Below are 17,986 nucleotides of genomic sequence, written 5' to 3' on the forward strand. Positions count from 1 at the left end.
CTCCCCCCATTACACGTCAAAGGACACCTTTTGGATAAGACCCTAAAATCCTTAAATCATTCGCACGTTCTCCAAGCCGCTCCAGCACCTTATGAACCACCGGATCTTCCTGGTGCCCCTCAAAATCAATGAAAAACACATAATTCCAGATGCCGCTACGGGAAGGCCGGGTTTCTACCCGGGTAAGGTCTATATCATGCACATGGAAGGGCTCAAGAATGGCATGAAGGGCGCCGGGCTGATTTCTCATACTAACGACGATAGATGTTTTATCATTGCCCGCCACCTCACTGCTGCGAGGAACGGTTTCATTGCCAATAATCAGGAATCGGGTGGAATTGTCAGGCTGGTCTTCAATTTTTTCCGCTATTTTTTCCAGACCATAAAGCTCTGCCGCCATATCTCCCGCAATGGCCGCTGAATTCCACTCACCCCGAACCCGCTTGGCCGCCTCAGCATTAGAATTTACCGCCACCCGTTCGGCCATGGGCCAATGGGCATCCAGCCACTTCCGGCACTGGGCCAGGGACTGGGCATGGGAATAGATGCGGGTAATATGATCCCTGCGGGTGTTTTCAGAAACCATCAGATGCTGATGAATTCTTAGTACCACTTCTCCACAAATTTGCAGTGAAGAATCCATAAAACTATCCAGGGTATGATTAATAACCCCTTCACTGGAATTCTCCACAGGCACCACACCATAACTCACAGCCCCGGCGCTGACCTCACGGAAGACCTCATCAATGGCTGACATCGGTGTGCAGACTGCTGAATGCCCGAAATGCTTGATGGCCGCCTGCTGGGTAAAGGTGCCTTCGGGTCCCAGATAGGCCACTCTGACAGGAGCCTCCAAAGCCAGGCAGGCTGACATAATTTCCCGGAACAGACGCCCCATCTCTTCATCATTCAAGGGGCCGTTATTTCGCTGCATCACCTTACGAAGTACCTGAGCCTCCCGCTCAGGACGATAAAACACCGCCTGTTCACCGCTGGCCTGACACGCCTTCTGTTTAACCTGAGCTACCTCCTGGGCACAACGGGCCCTTCGGCTAATCAGTTCCAGAATGTCATGATCCAGCGCATCAATCTGGTGACGCAATTCATTCAGCTTTTCTTCTGCCATTTTCCTATCCACTTTTGCCGTGAAAAACATTTTGCTTACCCGTTTTTCATAAGCTCGGGTGGCACAAAATATTTTTCTTTCGCTATGGGCATTTGATGATTGTTTTAACCATGTCCTCGTTCAAACTCCCCCATAAAATCGATCAGGGCATCCACATGGGATTCAGGTATCGCATTGTAGATACTGGCGCGCATGCCCCCCACAGCCTTATGGCCTTTCAGCTGTAAAAACCCCGCTTGTTCGGATTCCTTCAGAAATAAATCATCCAGGGATGGGTCAGCCAGAGTGAAAGGGACGTTCATTTTGGAGCGCCAGTGACTGTCTACGTTATTTTGATAAAAGCCGGTTTTATCGATCATGGCATACAACTTTTCAGCCTTGCGTTTATTGATGATTTCCATAGCCTCAATCCCTCCCTGGTCTTTTAGCCATTTAAAGACCAGACCGGCCAAATACCAGGCAAAGGTGGGCGGCGTGTTATACATAGAGTTTTTTTCAGACTGCAGCTTATAATCAAGCACCGCCGGACAGATATTTCCAGTTCTTTCTAACAGATCCTTTCGAACAATGGCCACGGTTAAACCTGCCGGCCCTATATTCTTTTGGGCTCCCGCATAAATAATACCAAAGCGCTCAATATCCACAGACCTTGATAAAATGCTGGAAGACATGTCGGCCACCAACGGGACTTCACCGGTATCAGGGACAAATGGAAACTCAAGGCCCCCAATGGTTTCATTAGGTGTATAATGGACATAGGCTGCCTGACTGTCCAACCGCCACTCCTGCTGCTCAGGCATACTCCCAAAACCAAGGGCCTTGCCATCCGCAGCCACATTCACACCAATATAGCGCTGGGCTTCCTTGATAGCTGACTGGGCCCAGTAACCACTGTTAATATAGTCCGCAGACTGCCTCTCCCCCTTTATATTCATGGGCACGGCGGCAAACTGCCCTCGGGCTCCCCCCTGCAAAAACAGGACGCTATAGTGATCGGGGATAGCCAGCAACGCCCGTAAATCCTGCTCAGACTCTTCTGCCAACTTGATAAATGCCTTAGTTCGATGGCTTACTTCCATCACCGAGGCTCCACAATTGTGCCAATTCAACAACTCATCCCGAGCCTGCTCAAGCACTGCCTGGGGAATGGGTGCCGGGCCTGCACAAAAATTAAAAGCACGCCCACCCAGCTGGCCTAATAGCTCATCAACAGTTTTGTCCACTTAGCCTGTCTCCTTCAAACGGGCAGCCATGACCCGGTATCTGCTCCCTCTATCTCTATAGGAATAAAAGGAGTAAGCACACACCCGGCAGCATCATGGGTTAGCCCGAATCATCATATTGATAGCAGTCTGGAGAGTAAAAGTAACACAGGGGGGCAAAAATAAAAGGTTTAGGCGTCTATGAACTCAAGCAACAAACCTGGCTGAATCACCATTAACCAGTCCAAATCAATAATCAGCATCTGCTGATTCCTTTTGCGGTGCCAAATTCCATATTATCAACTCACCATCTTCAGCGCCTGACACCAGCCGCCCATCGGTCAGCTGAATAACAAAATTGACCGCAGTTTTATGTCCTATCAAAACGCCGACACAATCACTCCCATCTGCCCTGGTCAAATCCCATACCCTTAAAGTATGATCCCTGGAGGCCGATACCAAGCGTCCATCAGCAAGCTGGATGATCGCACTCACTTTGTCTTGATGCCCTTTTAGAAGTCTTACAGGCTCCTGCTTTTCCTGTTTTCCCAAATCCCACACAGCTAGTGTGTTCTTTTGATAGCTAGACACCAGCTCCCCTTCAACCAGCTGGATCAGCGAAAAGTCAGAGACATTCGGATATAGGTCAATCATAAACATTGGATCATCTTCCTGTTTAGCCAAGTCCAATACATGCAGTGTGCCGTAGTCATGGTTGCTCAATGCCAGCCGCCCATCAACCAGCTGGATGATCGAATGCACCCTTCCACCTGCCCAGAAACTTCTCAGCCTCTCCGGTTCAGCCAAATCCCGCACTTTTAATAAGCTCGCAGAACCTGAAGCCAATCGCCCATCAGACAATTCGATGATCGAATACACAACATCCTTATGTTCAGCCAGGGTTCTCACGCACTCTTTACCATCCGGCCTGGTCAAATCCCACACTTTAAATGTACGGTCATCAGAGCATGAGACCAATCGCCCATCAGACAACTGAATGACCGAATACACCAATCCGTTATGTCCAGACAAGGTCTTTATGCACCGAACCTCTTCAGGTTCATCAAAATCCCACACTTTCAATGTGTAGTTCTCAGATTTCGAAACCAGCCATCCATCAGATAGCGGGACAAGCCCGAAGCACCCAGTCAGTTTTTTCACACATTGTTTTCCTTGTGGCTTATCGATATCCCAGACTCTTAATGTGTAGTCCTTAGCACTCGAAACCAACAGTCCATTAGCCAGCTGGATAACCGAATTCACCTGTTTGGTATGCCCAACCACACAGCTATCCCTTAGTTTTTTAATCTGATCCTGCAATAATCTCAAAAACCTGGCTTTTCTATCATCGCTATCTCTGCAAAGCTTTTCTAGACAACTAATAATTTGTTCTTCATCAGAGAGCTGGATCTGTCCTTCATCAGAAAGCTCGGTTAAAAACAAGGATACAATTTGCTCCTGAATGGATTTCAAATATTTATCGCTTTTCATCCTATGAAATGCCAGCCTTATTAGTGGATCTCTACATTTCATGTCCTCAATAGGTGGAATTTCAAAATTTGCAATAAACTTTCTATAACCTTTTTCATAGTCCCCATAAAAATACTTTGCCATCCTTCGGTATTCCAATAAGTAATCTTTAAGCTTATTATTGACTTCCTTGCAGACCAGATGTAAAGAAAAAACATCATTAACGGAAAGATAACTTGCTATTTCTGAAATCAATTCAGCGGGAAGATCATAAAGCCTGAAAGAATTTTTATTGCCACAGAAAGTGTGGCTAGAAAAAAAAGAAAAAAGAAAAATAAAAACTAACCTCCCAAAAATCGTATGTGATCGGTGAAACGCATATACCTCACCACTGGTACGCATAAAACGAGAGCAACAGGCATTTTTTTTGATTGCTAAAACGACGTTTTTCAATTCAGTAAAGCTCTTAGTGAAATACGAAGTTCCAGATGGCATCTTTGATGTATTCACATCTTTCTTATGAAGATGATTTTGTCCACCCCACCCACAGCATAGACAATGCAACAGATTGTGCAAACCAGTGCTGGATTGGATATCCATAAAATATTCACCACAAAAAACAAACAAAACTTCTTGCTTAAGAAATGGAGCAATCAGGCATATTGATCTCAGCTCCATTACTTTGTAGTAATTCAACAATATCAGAATGCCCTTTATAAATCGCTACCCAAAGGGGTGAAAAACCCTTAGCAGAAGAGACATTGGGGTTTGCCTTATGCTCAAGCAGGCATCTGACCATTGACATGTCTCCCTTCTCGGCAGCCAAATAAAGAGCTGTACAACCACCGGCTTTTTTATGGGAACAGGCATCTGCATTAGCCCCCTTTTTTAGCAAGGCAGTGGCTATACCCACACTCCCGGTCTCTGTAGCCAAGTGAAGGGCTGTAACATCGTTAGGCATACAAATATTAGTATCTGCACCGCCATCAAGCAGAGCTTGAGCAGTCTTTTTATCCTTTCTGGCAACAGCCTGATGAAGAGCCGTGCGCTGATCGGTTGTAAGCGCATTGACACTGGCTCCGGCATTGATCAATAACTTGACCACCTCTGTATGCCCTTTATCGGCAGCCATAAAAAGTGGAGACCTGTTATTTGTGGTACAGAGACTAAAATCTGCTTCATTTTCAAGTAAAAACTTAACCGCCTCAGTCTTCCCCTCTTCAGCAGCCCAGATAAGACTGGTGTTATTGTAATCGGGTGTACAGGCATTAATATTAGCTCCCTTATCCAGCAAAAACCTGCCCATATCCAGGTCACCTTTCAAGGTAGCCATCTGAAAGGCCGTCATATGGATAGGGGTGAGAGGCATGTCAATATCAATCCCTTTCTCAAGCAAAGATTCAATTTCTTTCTTATTACCATTCAACACGGCATCATGAAGTGCTTTTTTATGATCCAAGCCATAGCTATGACCCACTTTATCTTTAGCTCCGACCTTGCTGGAATGAGTACGTTTATGTTGCAAGTGAGTCACAGCCCTTTTTTTCCGGTGAGTGGCATTTTCCAAAGCACTGGCCTGTGCGTTTTTTTTCTCTGTCCCCTTTACAATGCACTTAACTTCTAACACCGGGTAATCAGATTTCTGCTGATTTATTTCATTAAGCTGCGCACGATTAAATTTATTCTTATCAAAAACACCAAACCCAACACGTTGGCTTGATCCACCAAACTGTAAACAATCTCCCTCTTTCAATGCCTTTAAACTTTCGCAAACCTCTTTATCCAACTTTATTGCCTGAGTGTAAGACACATTTAAATCTTTTTTGGAATGAACGGTTAATATGAATTCAGCCTCTACTTCAGGAGACAAATACACCTCCCCCTTTTCTTTTCTACAAATCTCAAATGTCTCACTACCCAGCTGAAGCCAGCCCTTTTTTCCTTTCTTGACTTGAAAGCCAAGCCGAATTAAATGGTCTTCCCCCAGCTCAAACCAATCAGATTTTTTGATGCCATGCTGCTCGACCCCGCCTGTAGCACTTTTCTTCGAAGATAGTGCAGCAGCAAGCTGCTGGAAGGAGATTTTTTGCGTTTTTTCCATCGCTGGAGCTGGGGCTTCTGCACCCGTTAGCGGATTACTTTCTTTTTTGTTATCAGCCCCTTCTGGCAAGGCAGCTTCGGCAAGAAGCTCAGGTTTCGATATATCCCGATCAGACAGGTCATGCGGATGGGCTACCGCAGTAGGAATCCGCTCATTGGCAGGTAATAGCGCCCCCCTACAGTCTCTACTATCAATTGCTATATTCTCTACCCCTGACTGCACACAGTTATCATTATGCTTAAAGCCTTTCAATGCCCCCTGAGACTTTCGGCAGTGCTGACAGGTATAACCAAATACAAGTTTAGGCCCTTCAGTATTTTCATTCAGTTCACAGTATCGAAAAACACCTTGCCGGGATAATGTCTGGCGCTCATCGTCAGACAGTTGTTTTTCTGCTTTCATAGAGTCATAACACGCATCCTCAGATGGGCTGGCATGTTTATTAAAAAACGGCCTGCGCGAATCATTGGCAGGCTGCATTGCTGCTAATTGTGATTGACCGACACTCATGCAAGCTCCTTTCGACTTCAGTTTATTGAATAATTATGGGCAGCTTAAATAAAAAGTCCGCTTTGTTATGACCATTGTTATCAAAAAAAATTCATTCCTCCCAGAATCGACCACACCTCGTATTCTCTATAAAGAACTGGAAAGCAGCACGTAATATCCATATTTATATCCGTAAAATATAACCTCCCCAGCCAATTAGAGACTTTCAGAAAAACGCCTAACCATTTTGTACAGCCAGACTGAACACTAAAGCAGGAACCATTGCAAAACACAGTGAGTCAAAAGAATGATTTTATTTTAGTTAGAACCAATTAGATTGAGGAATGTAAAAAAGTAGAAAATAATTATAACGATAAGTATAAAATCAATGAATACAATAAGCCTGAACCCATCAAAAAACGCCGATCAATAAAGATCGGCTTTTTTACTATTTATAATGAAGAGCAAACCGGTTAATTACTCTTCAGTGTCTCCCGTCAAATCCTCATCAGGCTCTTCCACCCGGGCAACACCCACCAGTTTTTCATCATTACCTACCTTAATCAGGGTTACACCCTGGGTATTCCGTCCCTGGGAAGACACTTCCCCTACCCGGGTTCTGACCAGCGTACCCTGATCAGAAATCAGCATAATCTCCTCAGCCTCTGTTACCTGGACGGCACCGACAATTTCACCATTACGTTCAGTGCACTGCATAGAGATAACGCCTTGCCCACCACGCCCGGTAATACGGAAGTCTTCCACCGGGGTTCGCTTGCCATAGCCTTTTTCACTGGCGGTCAGAATCTGGGCATTATCCTTCGGAATAATCAGGGAGATAACCCGCTGATTATCCTGTAACCTGATACCCCTGACGCCCCGGGCTGTCCGCCCCATGGCGCGAACATCGGTCTCTTCAAAGCGAATGGCCTTACCCGCATTAGAGAGCAGCATGACCTGGGCATCACCAGTGGTGATTTCAGCGCCCACAAGGGTATCCCCCTCTTCCAGGGCCAAAGCAATCAAGCCACTGGTACGAGGACGGGAGAACTGTTCCAGCGGCGTCTTTTTCACTGTACCCTGCATAGTGGCCATAAAGACATAATGCCCTTCGGCGTAATCGTCCACCGGCAGTACGGCAGTAATACGTTCCTCCTGCTCCAATGGCAGGATATTGACCAGAGGGCGCCCCCTGGATGTTCTGCCAGCCTGGGGAATCTGGTAAACCTTCAGCCAGTAAACCTTACCCTTACTGGAAAAGCACAATAACTGGGTATGGGTGTTAGCCACCAGCATGTGCTCCACATAATCCTCTTCCTTCACCGATGCTGCGGACTTTCCGCGTCCGCCCCGGCGCTGGGCCTGATAGGTATCCAGTGGCGTGGTTTTGGCATAACCACCATGGGACAGGGTAACCACCATGTCCTCTTCATCAATCAGGTCTTCAACGGTCAGGTCACGGCGGGAGCTGGTGATTTCAGTACGACGGTCATCACCAAACTCATCACGAACCGCTTCCAGCTCTTCGCGGATCACCTGACGAAGCTTTTCCGGGTCCGCCAGAATCAGGGCCAGTTCAGCAATACGTTCCAGCAGCTCACGGTATTCAGTGAGCAGTTTTTCGTGTTCAAGGCCGGTGAGCCGGTGCAAACGCATTTCCAGGATCGCCTGAGCCTGGGCTGGCGACAGGTAGTAACTGCCTTCCCGCAAACCATATTCAACAGGCAGCTCATCAGGGCGACAGGCATCCGCCCCCGCCCGCTCCGCCATGGCCATCACATGACCGGGGTTCCAGGCCTGGCTAATCAGCTTTTCCTTTGCCTCAGCGGAAGAAGGAGAATCCTTGATAAGCTGGATCACCGGATCAATATTGGACAGGGCAACCGCGAGTCCCTCAAGAATATGGCCCCGTTCACGGGCTTTCCGCAATTCAAAAACGGTTCGGCGAGTCACCACCTCGCGGCGGTGACGAATAAAGGCCTCAAGCAGTTGCTTCAGGTTCAGCAGCTTGGGCTGACCGTCCACCAATGCCACGATATTGATGCCAAACACAGACTCCAGCTGGGTCTGCGCATACAGATTATTCAGCACCACTTCCGCATTTTCACCACGGCGTAGCTCAATGACCATCCGCATGCCATCTTTATCTGACTCATCTCTCAGCTCGGAGATGCCTTCAATTTTGCGCTCCTTAACCAGCTCGGCAATTTTTTCTATAAGCCGGGCTTTATTAATCTGATAGGGCAGCTCAGTAACAATTATGGTGCTTTTATTACGTTTCTCGTCAACCTCTATATCCGCCCGGGCGCGGATATAAATACGGCCCCGCCCGGTACGGTAGGCCTGAAGAATGCCAGCCCGGCCATTAATAATGGCCGCAGTAGGAAAGTCCGGGCCCGGAATATACTCCATCAGGTCATCGATGGTGAGGGAGTCGTTGTCCAGCAGGGCCAGACATCCGCCAATCACTTCCCGCAGGTTATGGGGCGGAATATTGGTTGCCATACCTACGGCAATACCAGCGGAGCCATTGACCAGCAGATTGGGAACGCGGGTAGGTAATACCTCCGGGATTTGCTCCGTGCCGTCGTAGTTTGGCACATAGTCAACGGTCTCTTTATCCAGGTCAGCCAATAGCTGATGGGAAATCTTGTCCATGCGAATTTCGGTATAACGCATGGCCGCAGCAGAATCGCCGTCAATGGAGCCAAAGTTACCCTGCCCGTCCACCAGCATATAACGCAGGGAGAAAGGCTGGGCCATCCGGACAATTGTGTCATAAACGGCAGAGTCACCATGGGGGTGATATTTACCGATGACGTCCCCGACAATACGGGCAGACTTCTTGTAAGGCTTGTTCCAGTCGTTACCCAGCTCGCTCATGGCGAACAACACCCGCCGGTGAACAGGTTTCAGGCCGTCCCGCACATCAGGCAGGGCACGCCCAACGATGACGCTCATGGCATAGTCCAGATAGGACTGCTTAAGCTCATCTTCAATATTTACCGGTAAAATCTCTTTGGCGATATCAGTCATGGAAAACCAGTCGTCCTTTTGCTTGCGCCCACCGGATAAGAGACAGCATCCTTTCCAGATCCTCAGGGCCAGGAGCTACTTGCCACGAGGCAGCTTTTCTATCAAATAAAGCGACCCATAGTCTGCCTGCACAGACTATCCCCGGCCATCATTTCCAGTTAGCCAGCAGCATTGATATTCAAAAGCCTAGAATACCATAATCCAAGTGCTTCCGGCGAGTCACCCGCACGAAAGAAGCGCAATTTAAATGCCCATTTACCCGGCTGCTGCGAAGCCCGTCCTGCAGGGGTATAATTCAGAAGCAGCCTTAAATACCAAGAATGGTTAACAAACATGACCGAAATGCGATCAGCACAGAATGTCGACCCGGAAGAGGTGGCCAAATTTGAGCAACTGGCCAGTCGGTGGTGGGACCCTGAAAGCGAGTTCAAGCCCCTTCATCAAATTAACCCGCTTCGCCTCAACTATATTGATGAACGGGTTAGCCTGGCTGGTAAAAAGGTTCTGGATGTAGGTTGTGGCGGTGGCATCCTGAGCGAGTCCATGGCCCTGCGCGGGGCAACAGTGACAGGCATAGATATGGGAGCGGCCCCTCTGTCAGTGGCTCGCCTGCACAGCATGGAATCAGGGGTTGAGGTGGACTATCGGAGAATCCCCGTTGAAGAGCTGGCTGAAGAAATTCCGGGGACATTTGACGTCATTACCTGCCTGGAAATGCTGGAGCACGTTCCCGACCCTGCCTCTATTGTCACCGCCTGCCGCAAGTTATTAAAACCAGGAGGGAAAATCTTTTTTGCCACATTAAACAGGACACCCAAATCATGGCTTTTTGCCATCGTTGGGGCAGAGTACATCTTAAAGCTATTACCCAAGGGTACCCATGAACACAGCAAATTCATCAAACCTCACGAGCTGTGTGAATGGATGAGACACTCGAACCTGACTGTAAATGATATGACCGGCATGACCTACAACCCCCTGACACAGGTCTACCGGCTTAATAAAAATGACACCAGTGTTAATTACCTTATCTATGGCAGTCTGGAAGAGTCACTTTAACGCACCGGAACACAGGAATTATGAGTAAAAACCAAGCCATTGAAGGCGTATTTTTTGATCTGGATGGCACCCTGATGGATACCGCCAGTGATTTTATTTCTGCCGTCAATCAACTCCAGCTCGAGCATAACCTTCCCCTGTTAGCGGCAGATATTATCAGAAAAAATGTTTCCGCCGGCTCAAAAACACTGACCAGCCTGGCATTGGGAATAGCCCCCGACCACCCCGACATAGAGACCTGCAGGCAGCAACTGCTGGCTCACTATGAAAACCATGTCAATAACAGCCAACGCCCCTCTCCAGCCACTCTTTACCCCGGTATTTCCAGCCTATTACAAGACCTGGAACAACGACAAATCCCCTGGGGTATTGTCACCAATAAACCCCTGGCTTTTACCACCCCCCTTCTACGGCAAGCCAAACTGGATAACCGGTCGAAATCCACTGTTTGCCCAGAGCATGTCAAACAACCAAAGCCCGATCCCCAAGCGCTCCTCCTTGCCTGCCAGCAGGCCAGCTGCCTTCCGGAACGCTGCGTCTATATTGGCGACCACAAGCGGGATATTGATGCTGGCAAACAGGCGGGCATGACCACCATTGCAGCCCTGTACGGTTATATTGCTGACGATGACAACCCGGAATACTGGCGAGCGGACTACCAGGCCCCCACCGCCAGCGATATCCATCAATGGCTAATTCGCAATCATTGGAAAATCCCGGCGGCCTGATACCCGAAGACCAATAGCCTGCTCCCAACCACACCGTATACAAACCCTGAGCAGGCTTTGGCGTCAAATACTAACTATCCAGAGTACACCTATGTTTGAATACCATGCTTCTTCCAACCTACTGGCTAACAGAAACATTCTGGTTACAGGTGCCGGCAGTGGTATTGGTCGCGCCGCCGCCCTTTCTTACGCAAAGCATGGAGCCACCGTGATTTTGCTGGGACGCACCACAACTAAACTTGAAGCGGTTTATGACACCATTGAAGAAAATCAATGGCCACAGGCCGCCCTGTTCCCAATGGACCTGGAAGGTGCCACAGAACAGGACTACACCCATCTGGCAGAAGCCATTAGCGAAGAATTTGGCCATCTGGATGGTTTACTGCATAATGCAGGCTTACTGGGCGAACTCAAACCTCTCAGCCAATACGATACAGACACCTGGAACAAAGTTATGCAGGTGAATCTGAACGCCCCGTTTCTAATGACCCGCGCACTCCTGCCCCTGCTTCGAAAATCCACAGATGCGTCCATCATCTTTACCTCATCCGGAGTTGGCCATCAAGGCCGGGCCCACTGGGGAGCCTACAGTGTCTCCAAGTTTGCCACCGAAGGATTGATGCAAACCCTGGCCGATGAAGAGGACGGCATTAGCTCTGTCCGGTGCAATAGCCTGAACCCTGGAGGAACCAGAACCCCTATGCGGGCAAAGGCCTTCCCTGGAGAAGACCCCTTATCACGCCCTACCCCTGAAGATATCATGCCGTTGTATCTCTACCTTATGGGTCCTGACAGCCAGGGGAGCAGCGGACAGGCTTTTCATGCCCAGCAATAGAACAGGAAACACAAAAAAACCCGCTTCAAATGAAGCGGGTTTTTTCATATGGCGCGCTCGGGAGGATTCGAACCTCCGACCGCCTGGTTCGTAGCCAGGTACTCTATCCAGCTGAGCTACGAGCGCGTTACATAACTACCTTAAATGGCGGTGAGGGAGGGATTCGAACCCTCGATACGGCTACAAACCGTATACTCCCTTAGCAGGGGAGCGCCTTCAGCCTCTCGGCCACCTCACCAGAAGCATCAACAGACAGCTCTGTCATTGCTTGAAATGGCGCATCCGGGAGGATTCGAACCTCCGACCGCCTGGTTCGTAGCCAGGTACTCTATCCAGCTGAGCTACGGATGCACTCGTCGATAAATGGCGCGCTCGGGAGGATTCGAACCTCCGACCGCCTGGTTCGTAGCCAGGTACTCTATCCAGCTGAGCTACGAGCGCCCTGTCGACGGATGCGAACTATAGAGATATCCCACCCTGGAGTCAAATGCGGTTTACCGCAACCAGCTATAAAGCAGCCATAAAAAAACCCCGCTATAAAGCGGGGGATAACAAGCTCAGGTCTATAAAAGACACTGGTGGTTAAAAGCTATAGCTCACTTTCGCCATGATGGAGTGATCTTTAAATCCTCCACTAAAGTTATAGTCATAGTTTAAGCCCAGGGATAAATTCTCATCCATGGCATAAACTACGCCCAGCCCCGCAAGAGCACGCCCCTGCTCTCGCTTCATGCCGACAAATTTACCAACACCACCAAGGCTCAAAGACTTCACTTCTCCCTCATACTTTTTATTATTGAAGTCATAGTACCCCATTAACCGAAATTCAGGCTTCAGATTACCCTGCTCCATGGCTATATCACCCATAACACGGACACCCGCACCCAGCTCGGTAATCTGCACATCTTCCGTTTTAATCTGCTGCTCAAAGGCACCGCCCGAATTTTCCAGCTTGTAATCATCCACCTTGACGTTATAGAAGTTAAATTCAGCCTTGGGTTGTAACGTCCACTCATCACTCATGGGCAGGTTATAACCTCCGCCGAAAGTTACGCCCCAGGTACTGGTATCACCCTTTCCCTTATAGGATCTGGCCACACTCGATCCTGCATTATCCTCAGTAACCGCAGACTTGTAATCATTTTTGCCCGCAGCATAGCTCAACATTCCATCCATAAACCAGGGACCATCATTCCAGCCGGCATAAAAGGTTCCCATGTAGTGATCACCTTTGGTTGACTGGGACACATCATCCTTGGTTTTAATGTCACTCTTGGCATAAGTGAAAGCAAAACCAACCGTCAGCTGTTCATTGACTTCGGCATCAAGCCCCAGCGTAATGCCATCCACCTTAGAGGAGAATCCACTGATATCGTCCTTGTTGTTCTGACTACCGTCATTATGAATATACTGACCCCAGAAACCCTGGGACTCAAAGGTATCACCCGTAGCCACCATATCATTTTGACCATGGCGGTGCTGATCAACAGACCTGTGAACCCCTGCCAACAAGTTACGACTCACCTTGGGAAGCGCGCCACTGGCGGCCACATGAGGTGTCAATTCACTACCCAGCTTTTTCAACTTACCTTCATCCGCGGCAGTTTGCACCGCATTCAGGACATTAGCATCCTTCAAGGGCAACATGTTGCCACTGATGTTATGGCCTACATTCTTCAGGTGAGCAGCCAGTATGCCAGCCCCCAGTGGGGTCGCTCCATTTTTTACCAGGTTAGCGTTTACATTGTCAGTACGCTTAATGGTACCTGCCAGCTGCCTTACGCTGTACTTCTTATCATCCACCTTATCCCCCCTGGATATTGTGGTATCAAACAGTACAGAATGGCCTTCAATACTAGCAGCATCATCACCATCAGAGAAATCAGCATCCATACTTTCTGCAAACAGGAATTTCTGCTCCGCATATTTACCGTCCTTGTTCGGCTTCAATAAGGCCGCCTGGACAGCTGTCAGACTCACCCCCTTTTGCTTCTTATCTTTCTTGGCATCAGCAAGCTTTTGCTTATCAATGCCCACATCAGCCACTATGTTTACATCGCCAACACCTTCAACCATCTTACCCAGATCGTCACCCCTCAGGGAAATGAAAGGCCTTTCAGTATCAGCTATAGCAAGCACTAAGCGGGAACCAAGCTTCAACATCCCCTTACTATCGCCGCTGTGATCAACTGTAAGCACCGCCTTCTTATTATCAGCAGTATCACCGGCAATACCACCCCCTGGCTGGACAAGTACCAAGGTTCCTTCACTACCATCCAGCGTTTTAGTCAAAATAAAAGGAACTGCCTTGCCTTTATCTGCCGAAGCGGTGTTGTAATAGGCAGCATCAGCCAGTTTTTCAGGCCACGTAGCAGGCTTCAGAGTCAATACCGCGCCACTATCCAGCTGGGCATCAACATCAAGAGTTCCACCCTCATAGGTACCTCCCTTAAAAATCACCCTTGGCTGCAAATCAGTAGGAGCATCATTCCCGTCTCCAATATCACCCAGAAGGCGAGCACCTTTAGCAACCTTTAATTCTTTAAAGTCTCTAACAACACCTATGAGCGTACCCTCAACGACAACCAGCGAACCACTATTATCAGCCTCGGAAGGAAGCAAGCCATTAACATCCACGAAAGCTGTCTGGTCTACACCTATACGAAGCTCACTATCAAATCCATTTTCAGCAAGACTTTTAACCACCTTGGGATTGTCAATCGACTTGCCGGAAGCATCTACCGCTATATTTTTCACAAGGTCAATATTAACAAACCCTTCCTTCTTGCCATCAGCACTAACGGCCTTAAAGTCCTTCTTACTATCCAGAATCACCTTATGGCCAGTATATGTTGCAGATTCCAACCCTCCTCCAGAAGACAGATCCACCTGCGTAATAAATTCACCGGTTTTATTCAGGGTAATTTCTACAAACCGGCCAGTATCTTTTCTGTCCGCTTTATCCTGGTGTACCACCAACTTACCATCAACAACCAGTTTGTCTTTAACGCTATTATCCAAAGCCACACGCACATCAGCCTTATCACCGATACGAATGACCCGCTGTATACGAACCGGATCTTTTACTTCAATCAACACATCCTGTTCAACGCCATCTTTATCCTTCTTCTTAGCCTTTTCTCTTAAAAAGTATTTACCATCATCCCCCAACTTTGCCTGATAGAACTTCCCTCCCTCCTCTATTACCGGCTTACCCTGACTATCCACATACAGCCAATTACCAACAGTAGAGTCTTGAGTAGAGCCTTGGGTATCCTCACTTTCCATAAAACCGAGGATCACAGGCTCATTGTAGCGGGCATTCCATTCATCTGATTTTGTCTTTCTTTGTTCCTTCTCTAAATCAACAGCGTCCTCATCAAAGCCTGTCACAGTACCGTCAAAAGAAAAGGTTCCGGCAACAGTCGCCTCATTAGCGCGCAGCACCGAACCCTCCGAGACGGTTACTGTTGTACCCATCAACATACCAGCGGTGATATCACTTTTATCCTTGACAACAACATGACCATCAGTAGCCGGAAGCAAATGCATATCCTTGATGTCTGTTCCATCATCTTTTAACGTCACCATACCCAACGGGTAAATCAGCCCAAGACGTTGAGGCACTTTTTTGCCCTCTGTCACGGAAGAAGATTCCTTGTTATTTGAGCTATTTGAGAATTCAAGCCGGCTACCACCAAACCCTATGGTGCTACTGGCGGTATTTACAGCCAGTGCCTCGCTATTATTATTCTGACTATCAACCGCATAATTTTGTAATTCTTGAAGCTTTTCTATATCACTCTTACTTCCGGTAAAATTAGACAGCGTAATGCCCTTAGCCAACACATCATCCTTCCCTTGAACCTTCTTAACAGTTACCAGACTGGATAGCCCCTGCTTTGGAGTCTTTGAAAGGTCTATTTTCGACATATCAACGGCAGCTACACTATCGGTTCCCGGTTTTAGCTCTTTGGCTGCAGTATCAAGCATCCTAATTGATTGATCTTGACCGGGTAATGGAGCCGCAAAAAACGTGGATCGCCCCCGCCTCCCTGAATCAAACATAGATGACCACACATCAGGATACTTATTCTTTAAACCCTTTAGTTCAGCGAAAGTTTCATTCGCAACCTTCACCAAATCCGGTATATCCGTCTTTATAGCATCACTACTGTCAGGGAAAAGTGAGAAAAACTCCTTCATCTCCTCATCAGACAGCTTGGTAATAAGCTGACCAACCACCTCCTCAATGTAGACATCATCATCCAACGACATAGGCTGCGGCGGCAGTTCCAGCTTTGCAACAAGCGCGGCCTGCCTGGCCTTTTTACCAGCATCAGCAGATAAATCCAACTTTTCAAATTCCACGCCAATCAAGGCAAAAGTCTGCATCTGCGCCTTAACATGCTCAACCTGATCACGCATTTCTTTAAGCTGAGATCGCATTTGATCCTTTTGCGTATCATCAACGGTCAATTGATCAATGCGCTTAAGATACTCCCGGTCAAACTCTTCAAAATGCACGGCGTTCCTTATCGCATGGTTTAGCTTAACCCACACGTCAGCCGTAGGCTTACCCGTCGGCAAGCTGTACCTCGCCATATCAGCAAAGTCGCCAGGAATCACTGCATATGACTCCACCACAGAACCACCCAGTGCTGCAGCAACAGCGACACATAGCAGTTTTTTCTTAAAACTTTTAACCACCTGAACTCGTTTCATTACTCCAACCTCTATTATTCAGAACCCTTTGCCATTGCTTGTATCATTAGAAATAAACACGGGGAGGCCTACAGCCTCAGAGGTGGGTATACTACAGAGACAAGAAAAATAACTTAAATACCGATTACTAATTAAAATAAAAATTTTTTTCTAAAAAAATTATATATTAGAATATGGAAATCCATTTTTAAAAAACTATGATTATTTGATTTTATTTTCAATCCACTTATAAAAAATGATAAAAATGATTTTTAATTTATATAAACCTAGGCAATCTAATAAGAAGAAACATAAAAGGCTCATTCAATTAAGATATAAAACCATAGCAATTTCTTATATACTCATCATATTCTTGGGCGGATGCCAATCAATAGATCCCTATACCCAACAACTCAACCAGTCTCATATAAAAACAAACTTTCTAAGCTCGACACAACTTCCCATTACTGCCTGGATCCCCAAAGCAGGTTCAAAATCTGACACCCTAAGACTCTATATAGAAGGAGATGGTCGCGCATGGGTTAAAAGAAACAAAATATCTCCCGACCCAACCCCAACAAACCGACTTGTACACGCTCTGATCCTAAAAGACAAAAAAAATGATGTTGCCTATATTGGGCGACCATGCCAGTTCAATAAAAACAGTTACTGCACCCCCCTGCTATGGACTTTTGCCCGATATGATGAACAGTCAATTCAGGCTATTAACGAAATACTGGATCAAATCAAGATGGAAAAACATTATAAAAAGATAGAATTGGTTGGGTTTTCTGGCGGAGCCACTATAGCTCTGCTACTAGCATCAAGAAGAAACGATATTTCCTCCGTAAGAACAGTTGCCGGCAACCTGGACCCAGAATACACCAACAAGCTTCACCAGGTAAGCAAAATGCCCACAGCATTAAATCCCTCACTAGAATCAAGTAAGCTGCAATTTATACCACAGTGGCATTTTATCGGCACCAGGGACAACATCATCAAACCATCCATTCTGTCACACTACCGATCCCACTTCAAAAATCAAACATGCATTAACAGCACTCTGGTTAATGGTGCCAGTCATAATAGCGGCTGGATAGACAAATGGCCCAAGCTACTGGAGTTACTTCCAGCCTGCCAACAGCGTCAAAGCGAGAAATAAGGAAATAAAAAGCAGTATCGATTTATAAACACCGATTGCAGCTTAAGTACCCAGCCTGATGAAACCCTATATTT

Annotated in this window: 10 protein-coding genes and 4 tRNA genes; 4 read left to right on the top strand and 10 right to left on the bottom strand. The window is 47.3% G+C overall.

Annotated features, from left to right (window positions below):
• Positions 1-16: 16 nt before the first annotated feature.
• From pheA to gyrA, 5 genes are all read right to left on the bottom strand, one after another.
• Entirely contained in the window at positions 17-1,126 is a 1,110-nt protein-coding gene (gene pheA, locus MJ595_RS18950) for a prephenate dehydratase (protein WP_263322546.1), read from the bottom strand.
• A gap of 104 nt (positions 1,127-1,230) precedes the next feature.
• Positions 1,231-2,349, bottom strand: coding sequence for a 3-phosphoserine/phosphohydroxythreonine transaminase (serC, locus tag MJ595_RS18955; protein ID WP_263079639.1), 1,119 nt, complete (start codon positions 2,347-2,349; stop codon positions 1,231-1,233).
• 228 nt (positions 2,350-2,577) lie between these two features.
• Positions 2,578-4,476 carry an F-box/WD repeat-containing protein gene (locus tag MJ595_RS18960; protein ID WP_263079640.1) on the bottom strand — a complete coding sequence of 633 codons (1,899 nt, stop codon included), beginning with the start codon at positions 4,474-4,476 and terminating at the stop codon, positions 2,578-2,580.
• On the bottom strand, positions 4,436-6,409 hold the full coding sequence (locus MJ595_RS18965) for an ankyrin repeat domain-containing protein (RefSeq protein ID WP_263079641.1): 1,974 nt from the start codon (positions 6,407-6,409) through the stop codon (positions 4,436-4,438). Before MJ595_RS18965 ends, MJ595_RS18960 begins: the two co-directional genes overlap by 41 nt.
• A 456-nt stretch (positions 6,410-6,865) precedes the next feature.
• Entirely contained in the window at positions 6,866-9,424 is a 2,559-nt protein-coding gene (gyrA, locus tag MJ595_RS18970; protein WP_263079642.1) for a DNA gyrase subunit A, read from the bottom strand.
• A gap of 333 nt (positions 9,425-9,757) precedes the next feature.
• Between gyrA and ubiG the strand changes: the two genes are divergently transcribed.
• The 3 genes from ubiG (at position 9,758) to MJ595_RS18985 (ending at position 12,046) form a co-directional block, all read left to right on the top strand.
• Positions 9,758-10,483: a bifunctional 2-polyprenyl-6-hydroxyphenol methylase/3-demethylubiquinol 3-O-methyltransferase UbiG gene (gene ubiG / locus MJ595_RS18975; RefSeq protein WP_263079643.1), complete on the top strand. Its 726-nt coding sequence runs from the start codon at positions 9,758-9,760 to the stop codon at positions 10,481-10,483.
• Between the two features lie 20 nt (positions 10,484-10,503).
• Positions 10,504-11,211, top strand: a complete 708-nt coding sequence (locus MJ595_RS18980; RefSeq protein WP_263079644.1) for an HAD-IA family hydrolase — start codon at positions 10,504-10,506, stop codon at positions 11,209-11,211.
• A 91-nt stretch (positions 11,212-11,302) separates the two neighbouring features.
• Complete coding sequence (locus MJ595_RS18985; protein WP_263079645.1) at positions 11,303-12,046, top strand: YciK family oxidoreductase; 744 nt, start codon at positions 11,303-11,305, stop codon at positions 12,044-12,046.
• 49 nt (positions 12,047-12,095) lie between these two features.
• Here the strand turns inward: MJ595_RS18985 and MJ595_RS18990 are convergent.
• The 5 genes from MJ595_RS18990 to MJ595_RS19010 form a co-directional block, all read right to left on the bottom strand.
• Positions 12,096-12,172: transfer RNA gene (locus MJ595_RS18990), tRNA-Arg, on the bottom strand.
• Between the two features lie 19 nt (positions 12,173-12,191).
• A tRNA-Ser gene (locus tag MJ595_RS18995) sits at positions 12,192-12,284 on the bottom strand.
• Between the two features lie 36 nt (positions 12,285-12,320).
• Positions 12,321-12,397 (bottom strand) — tRNA-Arg (locus tag MJ595_RS19000).
• A 13-nt stretch (positions 12,398-12,410) separates the two neighbouring features.
• A tRNA-Arg gene (locus MJ595_RS19005) sits at positions 12,411-12,487 on the bottom strand.
• Positions 12,488-12,628: 141 nt separating this feature from the next.
• Positions 12,629-16,771, bottom strand: a complete 4,143-nt coding sequence (locus tag MJ595_RS19010) for an autotransporter outer membrane beta-barrel domain-containing protein (RefSeq protein ID WP_263079646.1) — start codon at positions 16,769-16,771, stop codon at positions 12,629-12,631.
• Positions 16,772-17,006: 235 nt separating this feature from the next.
• Here MJ595_RS19010 and MJ595_RS19015 point away from each other — a divergent pair, with 235 nt between their 5' ends.
• Positions 17,007-17,912: a hypothetical protein gene (locus MJ595_RS19015; protein ID WP_263079647.1), complete on the top strand. Its 906-nt coding sequence runs from the start codon at positions 17,007-17,009 to the stop codon at positions 17,910-17,912.
• Positions 17,913-17,986 lie beyond the last annotated feature (74 nt).

Source organism: Endozoicomonas sp. Mp262, from assembly GCF_025643335.1.
Taxonomy (GTDB): domain Bacteria; phylum Pseudomonadota; class Gammaproteobacteria; order Pseudomonadales; family Endozoicomonadaceae; genus Endonucleibacter.

Excerpts from the sequence above, each read along its gene's own strand:
- pheA (WP_263322546.1), bottom strand. The coding sequence starts at position 1,126 with ATGGCAGAAGAAAAGCTGAATGAATTGCGTCACCAGATTGATGCGCTG.
- MJ595_RS18960 (WP_263079640.1), bottom strand. The coding sequence starts at position 4,476 with ATGGAGCTGAGATCAATATGCCTGATTGCTCCATTTCTTAAGCAAGAA.
- MJ595_RS18965 (WP_263079641.1), bottom strand. The coding sequence starts at position 6,409 with ATGAGTGTCGGTCAATCACAATTAGCAGCAATGCAGCCTGCCAATGAT.
- gyrA (WP_263079642.1), bottom strand. The coding sequence starts at position 9,424 with ATGACTGATATCGCCAAAGAGATTTTACCGGTAAATATTGAAGATGAG.
- ubiG (WP_263079643.1), top strand. The coding sequence starts at position 9,758 with ATGACCGAAATGCGATCAGCACAGAATGTCGACCCGGAAGAGGTGGCC.
- MJ595_RS18980 (WP_263079644.1), top strand. The coding sequence starts at position 10,504 with ATGAGTAAAAACCAAGCCATTGAAGGCGTATTTTTTGATCTGGATGGC.
- MJ595_RS18985 (WP_263079645.1), top strand. The coding sequence starts at position 11,303 with ATGTTTGAATACCATGCTTCTTCCAACCTACTGGCTAACAGAAACATT.
- MJ595_RS19010 (WP_263079646.1), bottom strand. The coding sequence starts at position 16,771 with ATGAAACGAGTTCAGGTGGTTAAAAGTTTTAAGAAAAAACTGCTATGT.
- MJ595_RS19015 (WP_263079647.1), top strand. The coding sequence starts at position 17,007 with ATGATAAAAATGATTTTTAATTTATATAAACCTAGGCAATCTAATAAG.